Below are 20,767 nucleotides of genomic sequence, written 5' to 3' on the forward strand. Positions count from 1 at the left end.
AGGGGCTGCCCGGCAGCCCCTCTCTTTATTGCTATTCCTCAGCGCAGGAAGCCCTCGACAATCTTGGCCTCAGCCTCCTCCTCCGTCAGCCCCAGGGTACACAGCTTGAGGATCTGCTCCCCTGCGATCTTGCCGATCGCGGCCTCATGGATCAGCGCCGCGTCCGCATGGTTCGCGCCCAGCTCCGGCGCAGCGTTCACCGTGCCGTTCCCGATAATAATGGCGTCGCACTCGCTGTGTCCGGTGCAGCGGCAGTTGCCGCGTATCAGGGAGCGGAACGCCTGATGCGACTGCCCCTTGGCGACCGAGCGTGAAATCAGATCGCAGCCGCAATCATTCCCGTTCAGCTCCACGACGAAATCGGTTTCCGCGCGTTGCTCCCCATCCGTGAGGATGCGTTCCCGCACGCGCAGCTTTGCGCCCGCCGCCAATACGGCTTTCATGGTCCGGCGGGTGGAATCCACGCCGCCGATCTGGGTGGTTTCCATTTCCATCGTGCTTCCCTCAGCCTGCTCCACCTCGGTGACCGGATCGATGACCCGCGCCCCTGTTCCGCCGCCCGTGCCGATGTGCTTTTCCAGGTACCGCACCCGCGCGCCCTTTTTCAGAAAAAAGCGGTGGACGCCGTTGTGCCGCGCCTCGCCCTCGCCATCCGAATGGACGCCGCAGCCCGCCACGATGGTCACGTCCGCATCCTCCCCAATATAAAAATCATTGTACACCAAGTCGTTTTCCGCGCTGTGCGTCACGCATGCCGGAATATACACCTGCTCCCCCCTGGTGCCGGGCGCCACGGTGATATCGATGCCCGGCTTATCGGTTTTGGAGGTGATCCGGATATGCGCAGTCGACTGACGGCCCGCGCACTGTCCGTCCTCGCGGATATTATAGGCCGCGTTCCTGGGTACGCCCGTCCAGTTCGATACGGCCGCGAGCAGCTTTTCCGTGATCCGGTTCATCAGGCGCCCCCCTTTCCAGCGGGCAGGGGCGTCCCTGCGTCTGTCCGTCAAACAGACGGGGTAGCATCTCCTCCCTGCTTCCCTGCGCGGACACCCTGCCGCCCGAAATAATCACAATTTCGTCCGCGATCTCCAGAATACGCCGCTGATGCGAAATAACGAGGATTGAGCCGTCCACCTCGCTGCGCAGCTTGCGGAACACATCGATCAGATTGTTGAAGCTCCACAGGTCGATGCCCGCCTCCGGCTCGTCGAACACCGAGAGACGCGCGCGGCGCGCGAGTACGGTCGCAATCTCGATGCGCTTGATCTCACCGCCGGACAGGCTTCCGCTCACCTCGCGGTCGATATACTCCCTGGCGCACAGACCCACCTGGGATAAGCTGTCGCACAGCGCGTCCTCATCCATGGCCTCCCCCACCGCAAGCTCCATCAGGTCACGCACGGTCAATCCCTTGAAACGCACCGGCTGCTGGAAAGCATAGGCGATCCCGTTCCGCGCCCGCTCGGTCACGCTCATGCGGTTGATGATGCGGCCATCGAGCAGGAGTTTCCCACTGTCCGGCTGCTCAATGCCAGCAATAATCTTAGCAAGGCTGGTCTTGCCGCCGCCGTTCGGTCCGGTCACAACCACGCATTTCCCGTCTGGCACGGTCAGGCTCACGCTGTCCAGAATCTCCTTCTCCGGCACGCGCCAGCAAATATCTTTTAGTACCAACATTTTATGGCTCCGTCCTTTCAACGTCCAATGCTGTGTTCTGTATGGGTTTCTCTAACCTATACCAATTTTATCACTTTTCCGCGCGGTGTCAACAACCGCAGCGGCATTGGCGGAAAGAATTACCGCTGCGCGGCTGCAGCCGAATTGACAAGAAACAGGCTTTGCAGTACAATACATTCAGTACCGCTGTTGCATGCGCAGCCGTCCGAAAGGAGCGCCCCTCAATGGAGCACCAGGCCATCACCATTCTCCGCTATATTTCCCTGCTACAGCGCAACACGCGCCGCTATTTCGATCTCATGCTCGAACAGGACCAGATCGGCAGCGGGCAGCAGTTTTTCCTGCTCCGTATTTTTGAGAATGACGGAATCAGCATGCAGGATCTTGCCCGTCTTGGCAGCTTTGACAAGGGTACGGTAACGCGCGCGGTGCAAAAGCTGGTCATCGAGGGCTACGTCCGCACGGAAGCCGACCCGCAGGACAAGCGCGTGCGGCATATCTACCTGACCGAACGGGCGCGTCCCCTGATCGACCATGTTTACCAGATCCGCGATTACTGGACCGAGGCGCTCACCCGCGGCCTGCGGGAGGAGGAGAAGCAGCGTCTCTTGGGCGCGCTACGGGATATGGCGGAGCGCTCCTCCGCCATGCTGGAAGCGCTGAGCGGAGGGGAAACCGATCCCGCCTTTCCCCTGTCATAAAAAAGACGGCTTACGCCGTCTTTTTTCTTTTCCCGCGTTACAGGTGGAACCGGCGCTGCAGCTCGGCCTTGATCGTCTGCCACTGGAACAGCAGCAGCGCAGCCAGCAGCACAACCGCCAGCCCCGTACAGACTAAGGAGGGCAGCTTGACCTTCGCCACGCCACACGCCACCAGCACTGCAGGTACGATGCCCAGCACGCACGCCCCGATAAACGGTCCTGCAAACGCGCGCACCGGCATTTTGAACAGCACGGCAAACAGCAGCATTGCCAGCAGGCCGACCGCGCATACGCAGGGCAGGACAAAATCGGCCGACCAGCCGCGCCAGCCGGTCCAAATGTCCCAAAGCACGCTCAACGCTGGGATCAACAGCACCTGCCAGCCGATATTCTGCGCAATATCCCGCCGGTAGGCAATGCCAACCGCCGCGGCCGACCACACGCACGCCGCGCCCACCGCGACGAATATCCACCACCAGTCATCCATGCCCAGAGCCAGGTTGACCAGCAGGCACACCACGGTCACGGCGATCGCCAGCAGACCCAGCAGCCGCAGCGCAAAGCTGCCGGTGAACCGCGGCTTCTCGAGCGATGGGAACACCTCGGTATCCGGTTCGGGCGTACCGGAAAGCCGGCCGCCGCACAGTGGGCAGCAGGCTTTGTGTCCGGCAACCGTTACCTTGCAGTTGGGGCATCGCTGCATAGCGCATCCTCCTCCTCGTGATACTCGTTGCTGCGGATCTCCACATCGATCCCCTCGCCGACCAGCAGCTCGAAAAAACGGCGCTGAACCTCGGTATTCTCAAACGCGGAGGTAAAGCCGAAATGCAGGCTGTTCCCAAAGGAGCAGGTGCAGAGCTGGGTTGCGTGGGTGGACATGAACACGCCGAACCCGCGCACGAACGGGTGCAGCGCCTCGGGCAGCCGGAATTTTCCCACGTTGGACAAAACCGCGGTCTCGCCCCGTTCCGCAATATCGCCGGAAATGCGGAGTACCGGATTTTTCAGTACCAGCGGGATCGGCCGCAGCACCGGATTATGTTCCAGCGCCGCCAGCTTATTCATGCGTGCGCCCAGCCGTTCAGGCGTCAGCTCGTCGCGGAACGACTGCGCCACGCACGCGATAATATCCGGCAGCGTGCCGTCCCGACGGGAAAAGTCGTACCCCACCCGTATCGTGCCGAAAAAGTTGCGCGTTGTGTGCGAGGGGAAAAAGCCGCGCAGGTCGACTGGGATGGTCAGCACGACCGGCCGCTTTTCATGCCGTACATACATCTCCCCGTGAATGGCGGCAAACAGCGCCGCGGCCAGGTAAACGGTCAGCGTGGCGCCATATCGGTGCGCCGCGTCCAGCACCTGCCGCACATCCGCAACGCCCTCCAGGATCATAAGCGCACCATCCGGCCGCTTTGCGCCCCGCAGGCGGTACGCCTTACCCGCGGAACGCTCGGCCGTGCTGCCGCCGTGCGGCCTGTAATACTTCTGGAAGCTGTCCGACCCGCGCTGGAAGACCGAGGCCTGAGGCTGTCCGTCCACACCGGCCTCCGGATGGCGCAGCGCCAGGTACGCGGTCACCAGCGCCTCAAAAAAGCCGATCGCCCCCGCCCCGTCCGCAAGCACATGGTACATATCCAGACTGGCCTTGCGCCGCCAATAGCTGACGCGGAACAGCAGCGACTTGCTGCCGTTATACAGCGGCGCGCAGGGCGGCGCATGCTCCGGCTCTACTGACGGACGCAGCGGCGTCTGCTCTAGGTAGTACCAGAAAACGCCGCGCCGCATGACCATCAGCAGGTGCGGGTACTGCATCAGCGTGCGGTCGAGCGCCTCCTGCAGCACGTCTGGCGCGACCGGCTCGGTGAATTCGCAGGAAAGGCGGAACACACCGGTATCCGACCCATGCGAGGTGGGCGGGAATATCTTGGCCGCGTTGTCCAAACGGCTCCAGCTTAGTGTTTTTCGGTTTTGTCTGTTATCCGGCATGAGCGCTGTCTCCATTCAGGAAATGATCGATCATATCATAGGTACGCCGCACCAGCTTGAACCGCATGGGAAGCGAAAAATACCCGTGCAGCGCGCCCGGCATGCGGTAAAGCATGACTGTATTGCCTGCGTCCCGCAGCGCGCGGGCATACGCCTCGCCCTCGTCGCGCAGCGGGTCATACTGCGCGGTGATCACCAGCGTGCGCGGCTGGCGGGACAGGTCCGCCGCCAAAAGCGGTGCGAAATACGGGTCGTTGAGCTTTTGGGGGTCGCCGCCCGCGTACAGTTCCATATAGTCGCTCACCCGCTTGGCGGTGAGCAGGTAATCCGTCCCGTTTTCCCGCACCGAGTCGAAGCGCGTGTGCGGGGAATGGTCGTTGTACGTCGCGGGGTAAATCAATATCTGCTGCGCGACCGTAAACTCCCCCCGATCGCGCGCCATGAGCGAAACGGCGGCCGCGAGATTGCCCCCCGCCGAATCGCCGATCAGGGTAATCTCCTGCGACCGTACGCCGAACAGCTCCGGATGCCGGTATACCTCGCGCGCAGCGGCGTAGCAGTCCTCCAGCCCCTCTGGGAACGTATGCTCGGGCGCCAGGCCATATTCCACCGACGCCACGCGGCAGCCCGTTTTCCGCGCAAGGCTGCGGCACACGCTGTTATAGGTGTCCACGCTTTCCAGCACCCAGCCGCCGCCGTGAAAAAACAGCAACAGGCGGCTGTCCGTCTGTTTTTTGGGAGAGTAGATGCGCACGCGCACCTCATGCCCGTCCCGCTCGACCCTGCGGTCCCACAGCTGGTACACCGGCGAAAGCGGCGTCCGCAGCCCGCGCAACACGCGCTCTACCTTATAGGTCCTGCCCACATCGATATTCGCGGCATAGCTGAGGGTATGCAGCGCCGCGCGCATCGCCTTGCTGATCGCCATTCGGCTTCCCCCTCCCGTTTTCCATAGTATCAGTATACCACGCTTTCCGATACGCGCAAAGCCCCTTGTTTTTTTACACGGAATTAACAGTTTCCCCTGCGTTTCCCCTTGACGCGGCCGCCGTCCGTTAGGCATAATAGAACGTGGAAAGCATGCTTTCCGGAAAGGTGATCTTTATGAACGATACGCTTTCGCTGCTCCGCTACAAAAAAGGCTTTATCTGCGATATGGACGGTGTCATCTATCACGGCAACCGCCTGCTCGACGGGGTTCCCTCATTCGTCGAGTGGCTGCAAAAGGAAAATAAGAGCTTCTTGTTCCTGACCAACTCTTCCGAGCGCTCGCCGCTCGAGCTGCAGCAAAAGCTCGCCCGTATGGGGCTGGAAATCGGGGAGGAGCATTTCTATACCTCCGCGCTCGCGACCGCGAAATTTGTCGCCAGCCAGAAGCCCGGCGCTTCGGCGTATGTGATCGGCGCGCCCGGCCTGGTCGGCGCGCTGTACGAGGCCGGCATCGTGATGAACGACGTGGATCCGGACTATGTCATCGCGGGCGAAACCAATACCTACAACTATCAGACCATCCTCAAGGCGGTCGATCTGGTGAACAAGGGCGCACGCCTGATTGCGACCAACTCCGACCTGACCGGTCCATCCGAACAGGGTATTATCCCCGCGTGCCGCGCGCTGGTTTCTCCGATCGAGCTGGCCACTGGCAAACAGGCCTATTATGTCGGCAAGCCCAACCCGCTGATGATGCGCACCGGCCTGCGTCTGCTAGGCGTGCATTCGCATGAGGCGGTCATGGTCGGCGACCGCATGGATACCGACATTGTTGCCGGCATCGAAACCGGCCTGGATACCGTGCTGGTGCTTTCCGGCTGCACCACGCGCGGGGATGTGGAAAACTATGCATACCGTCCGCACTATATTCTGGACGGCGTCGGCTGTATCCCGCCGCAAGAATAACCTCTGAAGAAAAAAATACCGCGGTGCAGGGCTCCATGTCATAGGGATATGAAGTGAACCTACCCCTCTGAGGCAACATCGATACGGCATAAAAAAGATAGCCACAAGCCATTTTGATGACTTGCGGCTATCTTTTTTATGTGTGGCTAACAAATTTTAACTATGACACAAATAATCAACGAAAAAATGCTTCATGGTAAAAAAGAAATCCTATCGATTGAAATTTGAATTGTGCAACATAGCATCAGATGTTATAATATGAAAAAAGTATTCGACAAAAAAACATAATAGTCGAGGTGATAATATGGCATTAAAGGATGCTTTGGATGTACTTAACACTCACCATATTCATTTTTTTGCAGGACAACGTTATGCATCAATTACATCGCAGCCTGCTCCAGAAGACTCAAGAGCGTGGTCACAAATACTAATTAGCATGCTCACAGGCATAGATGGAATGGCTCGACATAAAGGTCAAGATCTTGCAGATGGCTCAGATGTGAAATCAGCCAATGCTTGGTATTCAATTGATAAAGTTCGGTTTAATGGAGTCATCAAAGCTGGAACCCAAAGCCATTTGGCAGGATCAATGGCTTACTTGGATCAAATGCCCTTTCTGTTTTTCGTTATGTGGGACTGTAATCCAGTCAATGATAAGGAACGTGCTCGCGTTTGGGTCGTTCGTCCGCAGCATGATGTTTTATTTAGAGCAATAGCGCAGAACTGGTATGATCAACTTGCAACTGGAACCATTAAAAGCAACAATTTTCAGTTGCATCCGCCAGTTAATGAAAACAACGATGTATTCACCAATCGATGCGGTAATTTGTCATATCCTCTTTTATTGTCTGCAGAGTGGAATGGTCAAGAATATGATCCTGTCCATTATGACCCCAATGTTCTTGATACTGGAGTGTGTGAATGGGCATAGTTAATTTTAGATGATAGAAGGTGATATTTTTGCTCAATATACATGAATACTGTGATCTTTTTAGCGCAGTAATAGGCGAAAGCTCTCCTGAGAGTATTAATGAAAACCTAAAATCTGTAACCAGAACTATAAATATAGATGCCATTCCTGTTGTTGACAGAGTGGTTCTATCCAACCATATCCTAAAAAGCCTTTCACGCGAACATCGTATACAACTTGCACAGGCGCTGATTCAAGAGCAGATTGTTGATCAAAAGAACAAACTATCTCATTGGAGCCTTGTTACTGCGCAATCTTCTATGATCGATACAGGCTACATAGCCCAACATCTTGTCTCCCTTCAAACACAAATCGCCGGGCAAGGAATGCGCGGAAAGGGAGATGACCTTTGTGATGGTTCCGAAGTAAAAGGCGCCAATTTCATTGATTCACTGGACAAAAATGGTGCTACTGCTCCCAGGTGGAACTTTAACTCTGTATCTGTGGACATTATGGAGCGTTTTCTCGACTATAAAGCTATTTTTTTGCTTTCTATTGATTTCAACCCAAAACGCCAGTATCGCATTAGAATTTGGAAAGTAGATATTCACAAACATACTCTGTTGCGTAATCGCTATAAAGAGTGGATGCAAAAGCTCGGTTATCCAAAATTTGCAGATCCTACTCATAAGAGCATTAATTTTCAGTTGTTTCCGCCAAGGAATGGAACTGATGATAATTATGCTCGACATGGGAACGGAAGAGAAAACGGTTTTTCCAAGCTAAACATTCCACTTGAAAACACAGAAGGAGCGAACCTTATTTTCAGGGCAGACATTGTAGATGATGTTCCGGTAATTAGCGTGTTTTAAAAATAGGAGCAGCGCTATAATCAGCGTTGCTCCTATTTTTTATTAAATGTTATTTAAAACAGCAAACTTATCCGAAATCTTACTTTCGGCTGTGTAAATAAGTTTGACTGCTGCTTCAAGCTCTCTATCAACCTCTGCAACCAGTTTTTTTGCTTCTTCACTTACCGGTATGGGAATTAAAATATCTGCCAATTGTTCCCGTTTTATTCTGTTGTGTGAGGATGATGTACCAGATGTCAGGTTTTCGATTTGGCTCATTACATTTTTTGTTTTCAGCAAAAAACACAATGCATACATGCCAATTACTCCTCTTGATCTCATAATCTCGAATTCATTTGAGCAAACCAAATCTGTGTTTCTATATGGAATAACCGCCATGCGCGGAATCCTGGGGTTTATTTTCGAAAAAATCAACTCTTCAGGATAACATTTTCTTCCTTTTGAAACGGGATTGAATTTTTCTACCTCATCAAAAGCAATTGTGCAGTCAGCGTTTATATGTAACACACTAATATGTTTAATGGTGTCAGAAACCATGTAACTTTTTCTGCTTTTTGCTGTAAATTCAACGATATCTCCGAGTTTTGCAATTCTAAATCCTTCTGCTACGGAATTCCTTAAATTCTTAATAGTCTTAAATCGTTCAGCAGCATAAAAACTTGGCTTTAGATTGTTTCCGACATAATCACTCGAGTCGATCATGGTAACTGATGGACTTTCACTTAATATTTTTGTAGAAGAATTCGTACTATCAATAATGCTTTTTGCAATTGAAACCATTTCATTGGTTCCCTGCTCAATCTTAATTGGAACACCAGCGCGTTCTTTTACAATATAACCGATGTCCTTGCAGTCTGCCATGAACATTTTACCCGTTACATCCGGTTTCATTTTTCTGAGAATTAAAACACAGGTATTTGTCCTTGTGCCTGCTTGCGCAAATGTCACCGTTGGTAGTCCAATAACCCCAAGAATATTGTATTCTTTCATTAGACTATCGCGGTAAATAGAGTAAATACCTTTAGAGGCAAACACAGAATCCGGCAAAACAATTGCAAGGTAGCCACCAGGCTTTAAAATATTAATGCATTTATCAAGCATCAATAGCTCAGAGGATAATATCTTTGCTGTAGGCTTTGCGTTACTTAAAATTGGGAATTCACTCAATTCAAGATCCTGAATGCTATATTCAGCTCCAAATGGCGGATTTGTAAAAATTAAGTCTACCGCCCCGATATATTGATTTAAGTTGCTATGTCCAACGATACTATTGCCTTCGCTGATATTTGAGGCGTTACTACCGAGCAACAAGGCATTAATTTTTGATAAACGCACCATGCGATCCACTTTATCTTGACCTAATATACCGGTTAACCTGAATTGGCCAATTATTTCTGTTCGCTTATTTTCGTCGTGAATATTGTTTTCAACATACTTTGTGAAATGGGAGGAACTTTCAATAAGCAGTGTACCTACTCCGCATGTTGGATCCATTACAGTAAACGTTCTCAATGTATGCTCATCAAAATATTGCTGGCGCTGCATATCATCGAAGATAATGTCGAGTATGGCTTTGGAAATCTCATACGGGGTCATGTACTGAGCATCTTCTTTATTATTTCGGAAATTATCGCGAACAAAATGTCCGAAGCACTCGTTCACCAAATCAAAATCTGAATAGCTTCTATTTTGAATCAAATAAACAAAATCGATTTTTTCAATTTCAATAATTAATTTTTGGGCAAAATCATTTTCTGTTGGCTGAATAGCAAGCGTAGGGTTACTTCCAAAAATATTAGTACCGTCTGCATTGCGAAACAATTCTTTCTGCATTTCATTTTCACAAACATAACGCAATGCCGCTGCCACCATATCTTGATTCCCAAAGTGACTTAAAGCAACTTGCCGTATGTGCTCTAAGCTGAACTGCATACCCGACAAGGCCATTGAATAGCTCGTGCAGATGAGCTTAATCATTTCATCAAGCTTAGCGTTTGAATCATCAATTCGACCATAACTATGAAAATCTTCTCTGAGATTAAGAAGAATATCATAGAACATAGAGTAGTTAACGCCCTTGTTCATAATCTAAAACCTCCTGATTGTGGTCTATAGCTTTTGGGAGTATACCATAAAACACAACCGTCTTCAAGATGCCTATCTTGATTTTAGATAGCAATCTTGATTTTTAAAAACTATTTTTCAAAACGATAGACTTCCGCAGCTATCAATGATATTGTGTGTTGCTACCAGGAGGTGCAACGCATGAACAAACTACTGAAATGCCTCTACGACTGCTTCTATACCCCGCCAGAATTTTCGGAGCAGAAGCAGGAAGTGGAAGAATGCCACCAGGCACTAATTCAAGTGCTGGAGAAGCCGGAACGACGGCTGGTACTGCGAATCATGGATGCCCAGAGCCTGATGGCGGAGGAACGCTCCATGGACAGCTTTATCTCTGGATTTGAGCTGGCATGGCAGCTCTCCATGGAACTGAATCAATTTAAAAAAGAGCGCTCAGTCTCTCGCTGTACATCATCGAGGAGATCGGGCGCTCTTTCCATGTCTGGAGAGGAGGAAGAACCATGAAGAAACGAATCATCACTGCCGCAGTCGCCGCCTGTCTGGCCCTGTGGGCCGCTGTGTGGCCGCAGGACGAGCCAGCCGGGGAAACACCCACACCGACCACGCCAGCTGCTGTAATCGCCACACAGCCAGAAGTTCCGGAGATACCAGGAACGGAAGAAGTCATCTCACCAAAGGAAGAAAAGACGGAAGCAATACTGCCGGAACTGGTCGAGGAAGCTGATATTGTCCCGGAGCCATCGCCTGCCCAAACGCCCCCAGCGAGTGAAGTACCAGTCCCACTGGAACAGGATGCCGAACCACGACAAGAACCGGAGCCTGCCCCGGCACCTGACAGCGCACCGGACAACATGGTCTATGTGCCGGGCTTCGGCTGGATAGAAAGCCTGGGACCCAACCATGTGGAATACGCCGAAGATATGTATGAGAACGGCAACAAAATCGGAAGCATGGGATAAATGAAAAGCAGTACGGTATCAGGACAAAGCCTGGTGCCGCACTGCTTATTTTGTTTCCTGCTCCAAAGCGTCGCTGAAGATCTCATGGACATGGATCAGCGAAATAACTTCACAGAGAAACCTGTCTGCCAATTCTTTTTCGTCCATCCAGGTGGTCTGCGGCGGCACATAGTAACCGGAATCAGCCTCTGCCTGCGCTCTGGACTTGCGAATAGCTTTCTGGATGGAGAGCCACTGACCGTAAGCACCAGCGTTCAACTGTTTTCTCAGTTTCCGGATAGCGCTCTTATACGCTTTCTCCGCGCCGCTGGGTCCGTTGTAGTTGAGTCGGATGGCCAGTTCCTGAAAGGTCATGCCCTGCTCGTTGGGCTGGCCGATCCCCAGATAACAGCGCACCAAATTCAGCTCTCTGGGGCTCAGCACTTCCTCCATACGCTGGAGGAGCAGCGTCCGCCGCACGAAGCGGTCATAGGCTCTGGCCGGATCACCTCCACACCCCAAGTCAAAGACACGCTCGCCCAGAGCCTCGATCTGAAACACAGTGTGGTATTCTTCCAGCAGACGCTTGGCTACTTTGACGGAGACTTCCAACTTCTCTTGAATGGCAGTCAGCAAATCTTCTTCGGCACCCTCCTGCTCGTGTGTGGCATAGAGGAACGCCACCTGGCGCAGCTGGCGGTAACGGTCCAGCGGGAGCGACAAGGAGAAAGAACCCTGGGCGGCGCAGTCCCGCATGGCCGTCTCAATAGCGGAGGTCGCATAGGTCAGCAGCTTAGTCCCCATGGATGGGTCAAACCGCCGCGCCGCGTCCAGCAGCGCCAGCGCCCCCTCTTGCTTGAGGTCGTCCACCAGAAAGTCCTGAGAAAATTGCTCGCAGTAGCTTGCGGCCAGCATGGTCAGATATCCCTCGTTCTGGGAAAGCAGGAGTGGAGCAGCCTGCGGATCGCCTTCCTGTATGCGTTGGGCCAGATGCTCGTTGCTGGGGCAGGGAGTGTCACAGTGGTACATGCTCATGGCCGGTTCTCCCGGGCAATGCGCGCTCTCGCCTGAGCATAGATCGATTCCTGCTCCATGTCCTTTGCATAGCTGTTGGCGGCATAGTCGTTATCCATGAGTGCCTTATCCCGCAGGCTCTCCGCCACATACAGCGCTTCATTGCGCAGCTCGTCGGAGATCTTTCCTCTCTGGTGATGCTTGCGGATGGTGTTGGTGCGGGTGGTGAGCAGGCGGTAGACCGGGTGTTGTTTATTCTGCTCCTTCTGACGCATCATGGCACCGTACTGCCGGCAGGTCATGCGAGGATCCTGAGGCGCAATGCCATCGCAGTATTTCGGCATATGGCCGTTGGTGGTGAGAAAGTATGTTCCACAGCCACAGCACCGACTGGGCGCATGGCCGTGCTGCAGTCCGTTCATCAGGTCAAAGATGTAGAAGCTGATGGCGCGGTCAAAGAAATACCGGTTCACAAATACGGTTTCCTTTTCCTGTTTCGGGTGTCGGGCAAAGACGTAGGAGGATCTCAGATCCGGTGTGATGGTGAATGGCTCAACATCCGGTACCGGTAGATCACGCATCATATCCCAGAACCATTCACTGTTGAAGCAGTCCTGGGAGGCCATGGCGAAGTAGGTCTCCGTTCGCTTCTTCAGCCGCCGCAGATAGCCCTCCTCAAAATATCGTGCCGCCACGGCGAAGTGCTGAATGCCCAAGGGGATACTGAAAGCAGCCACCAGATAGCGGAAGAAAAATTCCCGAGCAGGCGAATCCGGCTTCAGCAGGTCGTTGTGGGATGCCGGGGAAAACAGCACCTCCAAAGTGTGTAACTCCTGCCCTTTATCCATCAGACTGTACGGCGGGAAGTGCCACAGGGCATCCAGCAGCTTCTCCAGAGAGGGGCGGGTCCCATCCAGCAGTTTGATAAATTCACCCCGCCCGGCCAAGGCCAGGGCCTCCACCTGATGGCTGATGGCACCGCCGTGGGTGACCAGTTCCCGCATGTTCTCCTCGGGAACATTCAACAGTTCGGCGGCAAAGTGGCCGGCCGGATAGACGGTCTCGTTGAAAAAGATCTGATCCCGCCAGACATCCATTGTCAGGTGCAGGAAATTGTTGTTCTGTTGGATTCCCAGCGGCATAGGTCTACATCCTCTGTCCTATATCTGTTTTCTGCCTGTCTTGCGATATTCTCATTTTATCAAAATCCCCCCAATAATCAAGTGAAAGGACAAGAGCCACGGTGGCCACGTGGTTCTGTCCTTATCTTTTTTACAAGGGGATGATCCTGATGAGTAAAACAAAACGACTGCAAACCATCGACGGTGAGAGCCTGATGAGCCTGCCGCTGACGCCGCTCAACTTCGTAGTGGACACGCTGCTGTCCCAGGGACTGCACATTCTCGCCGGCTCTCCCAAGGTGGGAAAGTCCTGGTTGGCTCTGTGGCTGTCCGTCATGGTAGCCAAGGGCGAACCGGTTTGGGGGATGTCCGTGAAGCAAGGCACCACTCTCTATCTCTGCCTGGAGGACTCCGTCCTCCGTATCCAGAATCGGCTCTTTGAGATCACCGAGGACGCGCCGGACAGCGTCCACTTCTGCACGGAGTGCGCCCTCATCGGCCAGGGGCTGGAGGAACAGGTAGAAGTGTTCCTCACCGCCCACCCCGATACCATGCTGGTCATCATCGACACCCTGCAGATGGTTCGTCCGGCTCGCGACGCAACCTACGCCAACGACTACCGCGACCTTTCTGTGCTGAAACGGTTGGCGGACAAACACGGCATCGCTATCCTGCTGATTCATCATCTGCGCAAGGAAACCGCTGACGATGTGTTCCACCGGATCTCCGGGACCACCGCTATCAGCGGTGCGGTGGATTCCAGCTTCACGCTGGTGGAGGAACGGCGGGGCAGCGGCAAAGCCAAACTCTCCTGCATCGGTCGCGACATTGAATACCGGGAGCTGACGCTGGAGCGCAACGGTGAAAATGTGTGGGAACTGGTGTCGGACAGCCGGACACAGCCGGAGCTATTGGAGGGGAAAATTGTTGTCCTCCTCTCTGCATTTATGAGCAACAGAACAACATTTATCGGCACTCCCACGGAGCTCTCCGAAAAGATCGACCCTGATAGAATCGAAGGGGTAACGCCCAAAAAGATCTCAAGACTGATCCTGCAAAGCGTTGAGGCCCTAAGGAAGAACGGCATTCAGGCGACGGTTCGCCGCAGCAATGGAAAACGAGTAATTGAGCTGCGCCGTGCCGATAGTGTCGATTTGGAGGGTGCCGGAGAAATCGTCCCTATCGACCCTGTCGAGGCGCTGTGCGGCGATTTGCGGGCAGTTTCCGGATGCGGCGAGAAACTCCCGCAAGGCAAAAGAAACGCCGTGTTGGGCCGTTTGTGGCCGAAGGAGGAGCGCAGGTGTTCGGCGCGGGAGAATCACCTCCTTGGAGGTGGCCAGCATCGCGTTTGTCTGGTCGTCGGCAAAGCCGCCGTCCGCCTTCCGCTTGTTTGCGGGGCGCTGCCCCACACCCCTCGTCGGCGCAAAGTCCGCACCGTTCGGAACACCTTACGGATCAGGTATTCCGAACTACGCTCCCTTGCGCCTCCTCTCCAAACGAAACCCGCTGACGCTGGGCTTTCGTTTGGTTTTAGAACACGATTATTTTGGAGGAAACGACATGAAAAAAGATATCAAATTCAGCACCCGGATGGCGTACGCAGACCGGGAGGCCATCAAGGAATTGGCGAAACGCTCTGGGATGTCCATGAGCGATTATGTGACCGCCTGCTGTTTGGGAAAGCAGGTAGTGGTCATTGATGGGCTAAAAGAAGTGCTGAAGGAGCTGAAGTCCATCGGCAGAAATCTGAATCAGCTTGTCACCCTGGCGCACATGGGGCGCGTCACGGTGGTCAATCTGGACAGCGTACGCCAGGCGTTCTCTGAACTCTGCGCAACTGTTCGGTTGATCCTCGAACGAAAGCGGGGGTGAGGGATGGCTATTATCAGCTTCACCAACTACAAGCGGGGACAGACCACCGGATGCATGGGAGCCGTGATGCGGTACACCATGCAGAACAAGAAAACTGAGTTCGAGGGGCAACGGTTGGTTACAGGCATCAACTGCCAGCCGGAATCTGTCTACGCAGACTTCATGACCACCAAGCGGCTGTATCACAAAACCGAGGGCGTACTTTTCTACCACATGGTGCAGAGCTTTCCGAAAGGCGAAGTGGTCGACCCTGTCACCGCCCATGCGGCGGCATTAAAGCTGGCTGAGTACTATGAGGAATATGAAGTTCTGGTTTGTACTCACACAGACCGGGAACACATCCATTCTCACTTCCTCATCAACTCGGTTAACTTCGATACAGGAAAGAAGCTGCACATCGCAAAGGAACAGCTCCAGGAACTGCGGCAGCGCAACGACCAGGTCTGCATGGAATTTTCTCTTCCTGTGTTCCAGCCCAAGGATAGGAAGAAAACCAAGACCATGACGGTTGGCGAGTATCACACGGCCGCCCGTGGCCAGAGCAAGAAGCTGCAGCTCATGAATATCATCAACGACTGTATGCGCCACGCCTCCAGCCGTGAGGAGTTTATTGCGCTGATGGAGAGCGAGGGCTACAAGGTGCGCTGGGAAGCGGCCCGGCGGAACATCACCTACACTACACCAAGCGGCTGGCAGTGCCGTGACCGCCTGCTGTTCGGGGACAAATATCTAAAGGAGAATATGGAATATGAATTCAGGATCAGAAAAGAAATTATCCATGGACGAGCTGTTGGAAAAGAACCGTCCCGCGCAGATGGTACAGACCATGCCGCAGTCTCCGGCGCAGGAGCTGACACCGCCTCCCGAAATGCATCCTACGAAAGCGGAGTGGGAGGAACTGCTGAGCAGCCTCTGCACACTGGGGTACCACACCGAGAGACAGACTGGCTATCTGAAGAAGATCGGCGAACTGCTGGCGCAGCTCCCGACCCGGACGCAGATGGACCAACTGCTGAAAGCGGTGAAGCATCTGGAGCAAATGAGCGAACAGGCTGGGAAGCGGAACGAGAAGCGTTTTTCTCTGCCCAGCATCAGGCTGCCCAGACTGAGTCTGCCGGACATTCCATGGACCAGTCTGCTGTTGGGACTGGCGGCCCTGGCGCTGACTGGGCTGGTACTGTGGGTGGTGTGGTCCAGCTTGGACACGCTCTGGAGCGCGGCGAGGGGCCTGCTCCCGTGAAGGATGCCACCACCACGCACTACCACGCAGACAGCAAGGCCCTCCGGAAAGAACGACAAAAGAAAATCGCCCAAGGCCACGCCCAGGACGATCACGAAGAAGAACAAACTTGGCAGCAGACCATGTGAAGGTCTGCTGTTTTTATTGCCCGAATTGGTTTCGGGGGAAAGGAACGCTATGAAAAGTGAATTCGAAGTGTATATGGAGACGGGGATTCTGGGTGGTTATATGCCGGAGCGAGCGATCGGCTACCGGGATGAAAATACGATCACGCCAATCTACCGGGATACATCTTATCACGAAACGGAACGTGGTATGGAGCTGCGTCGTAGATGATCGTGGTCGGACGAAAATTCTTTGTCCGCTCCATCTTTTCAACTGCAGAGAAAGCAAAAACGCCTACAGAGCAGATGCTCCAAATCATCGACAGTGATTTAGAAAAGGGTTCGATTTGAGGATAGACATTGGGCAGGATATACGGTATGTTTGTTGTTACCGTATCGGCTTGCCCAGAAAGGAGTAATAATGGCAAGCAATGAAAAATATACCGTCCTCTATGGCCGACTGAGTCAGGAGGACACGCAGAAAAACAAATAAGACGGATGACTCGAACAGTATCCAGAATCAAAAACTTCTGTTGGAGAAGTACTCAGCTGAAAAAGGCTTTACCAATACGCTTTTCCTGTATGACGACGGTTACTCTGGAACGAACTTAGTCAGCGTGAGATAACGTAACCACACTTGCCTGTTTAGAAAAAATAATGGATATCACACGCCGACATTCAACCGCCCAGGCTGGCAGCAGGTCATGGAGCTGATGGAAAACGGTCAGGTGGAAACACTGATCGTCAAGGACATGTCCCGGCTGGGCCGTGAGTACCTTCAGGTAGGTCAGTATACGGAACTCATCTTCCCAAGCTATGGTGTGCGCTTTATCGCCGTCAACGACGGCGTGGACAGCCTGTACGAGTCTACCAATGACTTCACGCCCTTTCGGAATCTGATGAACGAGTTCTATGCCAAAGACTGCAGCAAAAAGGGCCGCTCCGTGGTTCGTCTCAAGGCAGAGACTGGCGCCAGAGTTTCTTCCCGTCCCCGCTATGGGTATATGAAGGACCCGGCAGATCCCAAACGGCACATGGTACCTGATCCTGAGACTGCTCCGGTGGTGCGGTACATCTTTGACCTCTGCGTTTCTGGGAAGGGTCCTGCCCAGATCGCAAAGCAGCTCAAGAAAGATAAAATCCCAACGCCTGGATATTCCTACTACCAGAAGCACGGAGTAGAGCTGACCGGAGTGGATATCACCCAGCCGTACAACTGGTCCACCAACACTGTCGCTGGCATTCTGGAGGATGAGACTTATCTGGGCCACACCATCAACTTGAAGTCCACCACCCTGTCCTTCAAGAATAAGAAGCGCATTGAGCGTCCCGAGACTGAGCAGCTCCGCTTTGAGAATACGCACGAGGCACTGGTTACACAACAGACCTGGGAGATCGTACAGGATATCCGCAAGCACAAACGGCGTAGAGCCAATATGGCTGAGCAGAATATCTTTTCTGGACTGGTCTACTGCCTGGACTGTGGAGGCACCATGGTACTGCACCGGGCGCACACCATGGATGCGGTGAAAAACAACTTTATGTGCTCCACCTACAAGAAGAAAGGCAAAGACATCTGCTCCGCTCATTACATCCGGGAACAGGAACTCAATGCTATCCTGTTGGATGACATACGCCGTGTCACGCACTTCGCTCGTCAGAATGAGCTGCGGTTTGCGGAGCATATCCGCAAGAAGCAGGGCAAGGAGGCACAGCAGGAGATCGCTATGCTCCAAAAGAAGATCGACACCATGCAGAAGCGCCAGGCCGAGCTGACGAAGCTGTTCAAACGGCTCTACGAGGACAGTGTACTTGGACGCATCCCGGACGAGCAGTATCGCATCCTGTCTCAGGAGTACACCGCCGAGCAGAAAGAGATCCAGGAACAGCTCCCTGCCACGGAAGGAAGACTTCAGGAACTGAAAGACTCCAGCTCCAATATTGCCCGGTTCATTGAGAATGCCAAGCGATACAGCGAGATCCCGGAGCTGACTGCTGAGATCCTGCGCATCTTCATCAAGCGAGTGGAGGTCAGTGAGCGTGCGGAGAAATACTCCCGCACAGCACCGCAGGAGGTACGCATCTACTATCGTGACATCGGCCTGGTGGACGAACTGCCTAAGAGTATGGCGGATTCTGTGTCAGAAGAAATCCCGAATGAGGTCGCATGAGCAGAAAAGGGAGGCTGTGCCGAAACACAGCCTCCCTCCACAGGAACAAATATTAAGTTATACGGGTAGGTTCATAAATTGTCCCTATGGAACGGTTCCCCAAGGCCGCGGCATTTTTGAATTCAAATATGATATTCGATTTCGTGTTCCTGTTCTTTTTCCTTTGCTTTTTTTTCGTCGCGCTTTTTCTTAGGGCCGTCCAGGTGGGAAATATACAGGTATTTCCGAATCACGAACAGCGCGCCTACCGCCAGAACCGCCAGCATATTTTCCAGCGGGGAGGTATGCTCCACCACCATCTGGCGCGCGACCGCCAGCAGCATCACATCAACCACCGAATCAATCGTATAGCTCGTGATCATCTTGATCAACTCGATGCCAATAATAATCAGGCAGGCGTCGCTCAAGCGGGCCTGTAAGTAATCCGGCACGGAAAACAGCAGTTGAATGTCCGTTGTGAAAACAATGCCCAGGCTGGATACTACACAGGCGATCAGGATGATCAGCCCAAGCGTGATTTCGATTACGGTTGCCGCATTTGATATCTTGTCTCGAACGTCAGATCCCATGTTTCTCTCCTTTTCTTTTTTCTCTTTTTCCTCATTTCCGGCTGGTTTTTTTGTTCCGGCATTTTAATTATAACATGAATCAACCGCCGTCTGCAACAGGCGGCGGTTGATTTCGCGTGGGAAAAGGGGGGAACAACGATTAACAAGGCTGGCGTGAATCAGCCGATACCGCCATAGAATGCGCCCAGAATCAGGGCGAGCAGTGCCAACGGCACATAAACAAATTTGCCGAGTGTGTGGAACCAGTCGCCTACGCGCTTCTTCGCGCCCTCGCTGACCGCGTCCATCGCGGTCTCTTTCTTGAGTACCCAGAAGAACATAATGCCGGCCAGCATCGCGCCAAGCGGGCAGATGTAGATCGAAACAACGTCCATCCACTGAGAAGTCCACGGCTGGATAGAAAGCGATACCAGCGCGCCGATCACACCGATCGCAGCCACGGCCGCGACGCGGTTGAACTTGAACTTCTCCTGCAGGAACGCAACTGGCGCTTCATATAGGTTAACGATCGAGGACACACCCGCGAACAGCACGCAGATGAAGAAGATCAGGCCGATGATGCGGCCGCCGGGCATCGCATTGAACACGTTGACAAGGTAGACGAACATCAGGCCAGGGCCGCCATTCACATCGTTGATCCCAGCACCCAGCACGACCGCCATGGCCGGAATGATGACAAACGCGGCCAGCAGCGCCGCCAGTGTATCGAACACCGCCACATTGCGCGCGGAACCCGGGATATCCTCCTTTTTGCTCAAATACGAGCCGTAAATCACCGAGCCGTTACCCGCGACGGAGAGCGAGAAGAACGCTTGGCCGAATGCGAACACCCATACCTCAACACTCGCCAACCCTGCGGGATTGATCGTGAATATGTATTTGTAGCCCTCGGACGAGCCATCCAGCGTGGCGATGTAAATGCCTAAGCCAAGGAACAGGAAAAACAGCACCGGCATCATGACCTTGTTGGCCTTTTCAATGCCGCCTGCAACGCCCATCGCCATGATCGCCATGGAGACGACCAGACCAATGAGCTGCCACACGCCGTTACCGATTCCAAACAGGCCGCTCGAGAACATCGCACCGACAGACTGCACAAACGAGAACGCTTCTCCGTTTGCGTTCGTCAGCGTGGCCGAGGTTGCGTCAAACGCAGGGCCGATGATGCTCATGTCCTGCCCCATCGCAAACAGGCCGCCCGAGATAGCAAGCCAAGTATACTTAAAGATCCAGCCAAGCACAACCGTATAGCCAATGGCCAGCATCAAAGCGCCGATAATCGGAATCGCACCGATCAACTCACCAGGACGCCGTTTACCGGTGCGCTCCTCGGTACACATGCCGAAAGCGCCTACCGGTCCGGCCGCCGCGCGGCGGCCAAGCGCGAATTCCTCCATAACGCCGGAGGAGGCGATCAGGATCACAAAAATAAAGTATGGGATCAAAAAGGTCATGCCGCCGTATTTCTGCACCATGATCGGGAAGCGCCAAATGTTTCCCATACCGACCGCAGAACCGATACAAGCTAAAATAAATCCCCATTTGCTTGAAAAGCCATCGCGTTTGGTCTCTTCATTACTCATAATTTGCACCCCTTTTCTTTTTCGGTTG

At 53.5% G+C, this 20,767-nt stretch carries 22 protein-coding genes; 12 read left to right on the forward strand and 10 right to left on the reverse strand.

Annotation, left to right across the window (positions count from 1 at the left end; genetic code table 11):
• Positions 1 to 38 precede the first annotated feature (38 nt).
• A complete protein-coding gene (locus tag RX717_RS14170; protein WP_107631555.1) occupies positions 39 to 959 on the reverse strand; it encodes a SufB/SufD family protein in 921 nt (306 codons plus the stop codon).
• Positions 886 to 1,680, reverse strand: coding sequence for an ABC transporter ATP-binding protein (locus RX717_RS14175; RefSeq protein ID WP_316960406.1), 795 nt, complete (start codon positions 1,678 to 1,680; stop codon positions 886 to 888). The genes RX717_RS14170 and RX717_RS14175 overlap by 74 nt, the downstream gene beginning before the upstream one ends.
• Positions 1,681 to 1,904: 224 nt before the next feature.
• Here RX717_RS14175 and RX717_RS14180 point away from each other — a divergent pair, with 224 nt between their 5' ends.
• Entirely contained in the window at positions 1,905 to 2,381 is a 477-nt protein-coding gene (locus RX717_RS14180) for a MarR family winged helix-turn-helix transcriptional regulator (protein ID WP_054327818.1), read from the forward strand.
• Positions 2,382 to 2,418: 37 nt separating this feature from the next.
• Here the strand turns inward: RX717_RS14180 and RX717_RS14185 are convergent, their stop codons facing one another.
• The 3 genes from RX717_RS14185 to RX717_RS14195 are packed head-to-tail and all read right to left on the reverse strand — an operon-like array spanning position 2,419 to position 5,292.
• Positions 2,419 to 3,084, reverse strand: coding sequence for a DUF6320 domain-containing protein (locus tag RX717_RS14185; RefSeq protein ID WP_054327817.1), 666 nt, complete (start codon positions 3,082 to 3,084; stop codon positions 2,419 to 2,421).
• Positions 3,057 to 4,364 carry a hypothetical protein gene (locus RX717_RS14190; RefSeq protein WP_107631554.1) on the reverse strand — a complete coding sequence of 436 codons (1,308 nt, stop codon included), beginning with the start codon at positions 4,362 to 4,364 and terminating at the stop codon, positions 3,057 to 3,059. The genes RX717_RS14185 and RX717_RS14190 overlap by 28 nt, the downstream gene beginning before the upstream one ends.
• Positions 4,354 to 5,292: an alpha/beta hydrolase gene (locus tag RX717_RS14195; protein ID WP_107631553.1), complete on the reverse strand. Its 939-nt coding sequence runs from the start codon at positions 5,290 to 5,292 to the stop codon at positions 4,354 to 4,356. Before RX717_RS14195 ends, RX717_RS14190 begins: the two co-directional genes overlap by 11 nt.
• Before the next feature lie 176 nt (positions 5,293 to 5,468).
• Between RX717_RS14195 and RX717_RS14200 the strand changes: the two genes are divergently transcribed.
• The 3 genes from RX717_RS14200 to RX717_RS14210 all read left to right on the forward strand — a co-directional run bounded on the left by RX717_RS14200 (position 5,469) and on the right by RX717_RS14210 (position 8,042).
• Positions 5,469 to 6,260, forward strand: a complete 792-nt coding sequence (locus tag RX717_RS14200; RefSeq protein ID WP_107632171.1) for an HAD-IIA family hydrolase — start codon at positions 5,469 to 5,471, stop codon at positions 6,258 to 6,260.
• A 304-nt stretch (positions 6,261 to 6,564) separates the two neighbouring features.
• The gene (locus RX717_RS14205) at positions 6,565 to 7,191 is read left to right on the forward strand and encodes a MamI family restriction endonuclease (RefSeq protein ID WP_107631552.1); all 627 of its coding nucleotides are present in this window, start codon (positions 6,565 to 6,567) and stop codon (positions 7,189 to 7,191) included.
• A gap of 29 nt (positions 7,192 to 7,220) precedes the next feature.
• Positions 7,221 to 8,042 (forward strand): MamI family restriction endonuclease, encoded by an 822-nt coding sequence (locus RX717_RS14210; RefSeq protein WP_107631551.1) that lies wholly within the window; start codon positions 7,221 to 7,223, stop codon positions 8,040 to 8,042.
• Between the two features lie 42 nt (positions 8,043 to 8,084).
• On the opposite strand, the gene RX717_RS14215 is transcribed toward RX717_RS14210, so the two are convergent.
• Entirely contained in the window at positions 8,085 to 10,127 is a 2,043-nt protein-coding gene (locus RX717_RS14215) for an N-6 DNA methylase (RefSeq protein WP_107631550.1), read from the reverse strand.
• Positions 10,128 to 10,307: 180 nt separating this feature from the next.
• Between RX717_RS14215 and RX717_RS14220 the strand changes: the two genes are divergently transcribed.
• Together RX717_RS14220 and RX717_RS14225 are read left to right on the forward strand one after the other, a co-directional pair.
• A complete protein-coding gene (locus RX717_RS14220) occupies positions 10,308 to 10,631 on the forward strand; it encodes a DUF6809 family protein (protein ID WP_107631549.1) in 324 nt (107 codons plus the stop codon).
• Positions 10,628 to 11,086 carry a DUF6550 family protein gene (locus RX717_RS14225; protein ID WP_107631548.1) on the forward strand — a complete coding sequence of 153 codons (459 nt, stop codon included), beginning with the start codon at positions 10,628 to 10,630 and terminating at the stop codon, positions 11,084 to 11,086. The genes RX717_RS14220 and RX717_RS14225 overlap by 4 nt, the downstream gene beginning before the upstream one ends.
• 45 nt (positions 11,087 to 11,131) lie before the next feature.
• On the opposite strand, the gene RX717_RS14230 is transcribed toward RX717_RS14225, so the two are convergent.
• Together RX717_RS14230 and RX717_RS14235 are read right to left on the reverse strand one after the other, a co-directional pair.
• Positions 11,132 to 12,100, reverse strand: a complete 969-nt coding sequence (locus RX717_RS14230) for a sigma-70 family RNA polymerase sigma factor (protein ID WP_107631547.1) — start codon at positions 12,098 to 12,100, stop codon at positions 11,132 to 11,134.
• Entirely contained in the window at positions 12,097 to 13,221 is a 1,125-nt protein-coding gene (locus RX717_RS14235; protein ID WP_107631546.1) for a DUF6076 domain-containing protein, read from the reverse strand. The genes RX717_RS14230 and RX717_RS14235 overlap by 4 nt, the downstream gene beginning before the upstream one ends.
• Before the next feature lie 101 nt (positions 13,222 to 13,322).
• On the opposite strand from RX717_RS14235, the gene RX717_RS14240 reads away from it, so the two are divergent.
• From RX717_RS14240 to RX717_RS14265, 6 genes are all read left to right on the forward strand, one after another.
• Entirely contained in the window at positions 13,323 to 14,900 is a 1,578-nt protein-coding gene (locus RX717_RS14240; protein WP_242977902.1) for an AAA family ATPase, read from the forward strand.
• Complete coding sequence (locus tag RX717_RS14245; RefSeq protein WP_407923252.1) at positions 14,791 to 15,072, forward strand: plasmid mobilization protein; 282 nt, start codon at positions 14,791 to 14,793, stop codon at positions 15,070 to 15,072. Before RX717_RS14240 ends, RX717_RS14245 begins: the two co-directional genes overlap by 110 nt.
• A gap of 3 nt (positions 15,073 to 15,075) precedes the next feature.
• A complete protein-coding gene (locus tag RX717_RS14250; protein WP_107631544.1) occupies positions 15,076 to 16,440 on the forward strand; it encodes a relaxase/mobilization nuclease domain-containing protein in 1,365 nt (454 codons plus the stop codon).
• A 49-nt stretch (positions 16,441 to 16,489) separates the two neighbouring features.
• Positions 16,490 to 16,648: a hypothetical protein gene (locus tag RX717_RS14255; RefSeq protein WP_159068158.1), complete on the forward strand. Its 159-nt coding sequence runs from the start codon at positions 16,490 to 16,492 to the stop codon at positions 16,646 to 16,648.
• The gene (locus RX717_RS14260; RefSeq protein WP_277997734.1) at positions 16,645 to 16,767 is read left to right on the forward strand and encodes a hypothetical protein; all 123 of its coding nucleotides are present in this window, start codon (positions 16,645 to 16,647) and stop codon (positions 16,765 to 16,767) included. Before RX717_RS14255 ends, RX717_RS14260 begins: the two co-directional genes overlap by 4 nt.
• A gap of 353 nt (positions 16,768 to 17,120) precedes the next feature.
• Complete coding sequence (locus RX717_RS14265; protein WP_242977898.1) at positions 17,121 to 18,587, forward strand: recombinase family protein; 1,467 nt, start codon at positions 17,121 to 17,123, stop codon at positions 18,585 to 18,587.
• A gap of 122 nt (positions 18,588 to 18,709) precedes the next feature.
• Here RX717_RS14265 and RX717_RS14270 read toward each other — a convergent pair whose 3' ends face one another.
• A complete protein-coding gene (locus RX717_RS14270) occupies positions 18,710 to 19,156 on the reverse strand; it encodes a phosphate-starvation-inducible PsiE family protein (protein WP_107631543.1) in 447 nt (148 codons plus the stop codon).
• A gap of 158 nt (positions 19,157 to 19,314) precedes the next feature.
• On the reverse strand, positions 19,315 to 20,739 hold the full coding sequence (locus tag RX717_RS14275; RefSeq protein ID WP_147573717.1) for a sodium-dependent transporter: 1,425 nt from the start codon (positions 20,737 to 20,739) through the stop codon (positions 19,315 to 19,317).
• Positions 20,740 to 20,767 lie beyond the last annotated feature (28 nt).

Source organism: Intestinibacillus sp. NTUH-41-i26 (assembly GCF_032769475.1).
GTDB lineage: Bacteria > Bacillota > Clostridia > Oscillospirales > Butyricicoccaceae > Agathobaculum > Agathobaculum ammoniilyticum.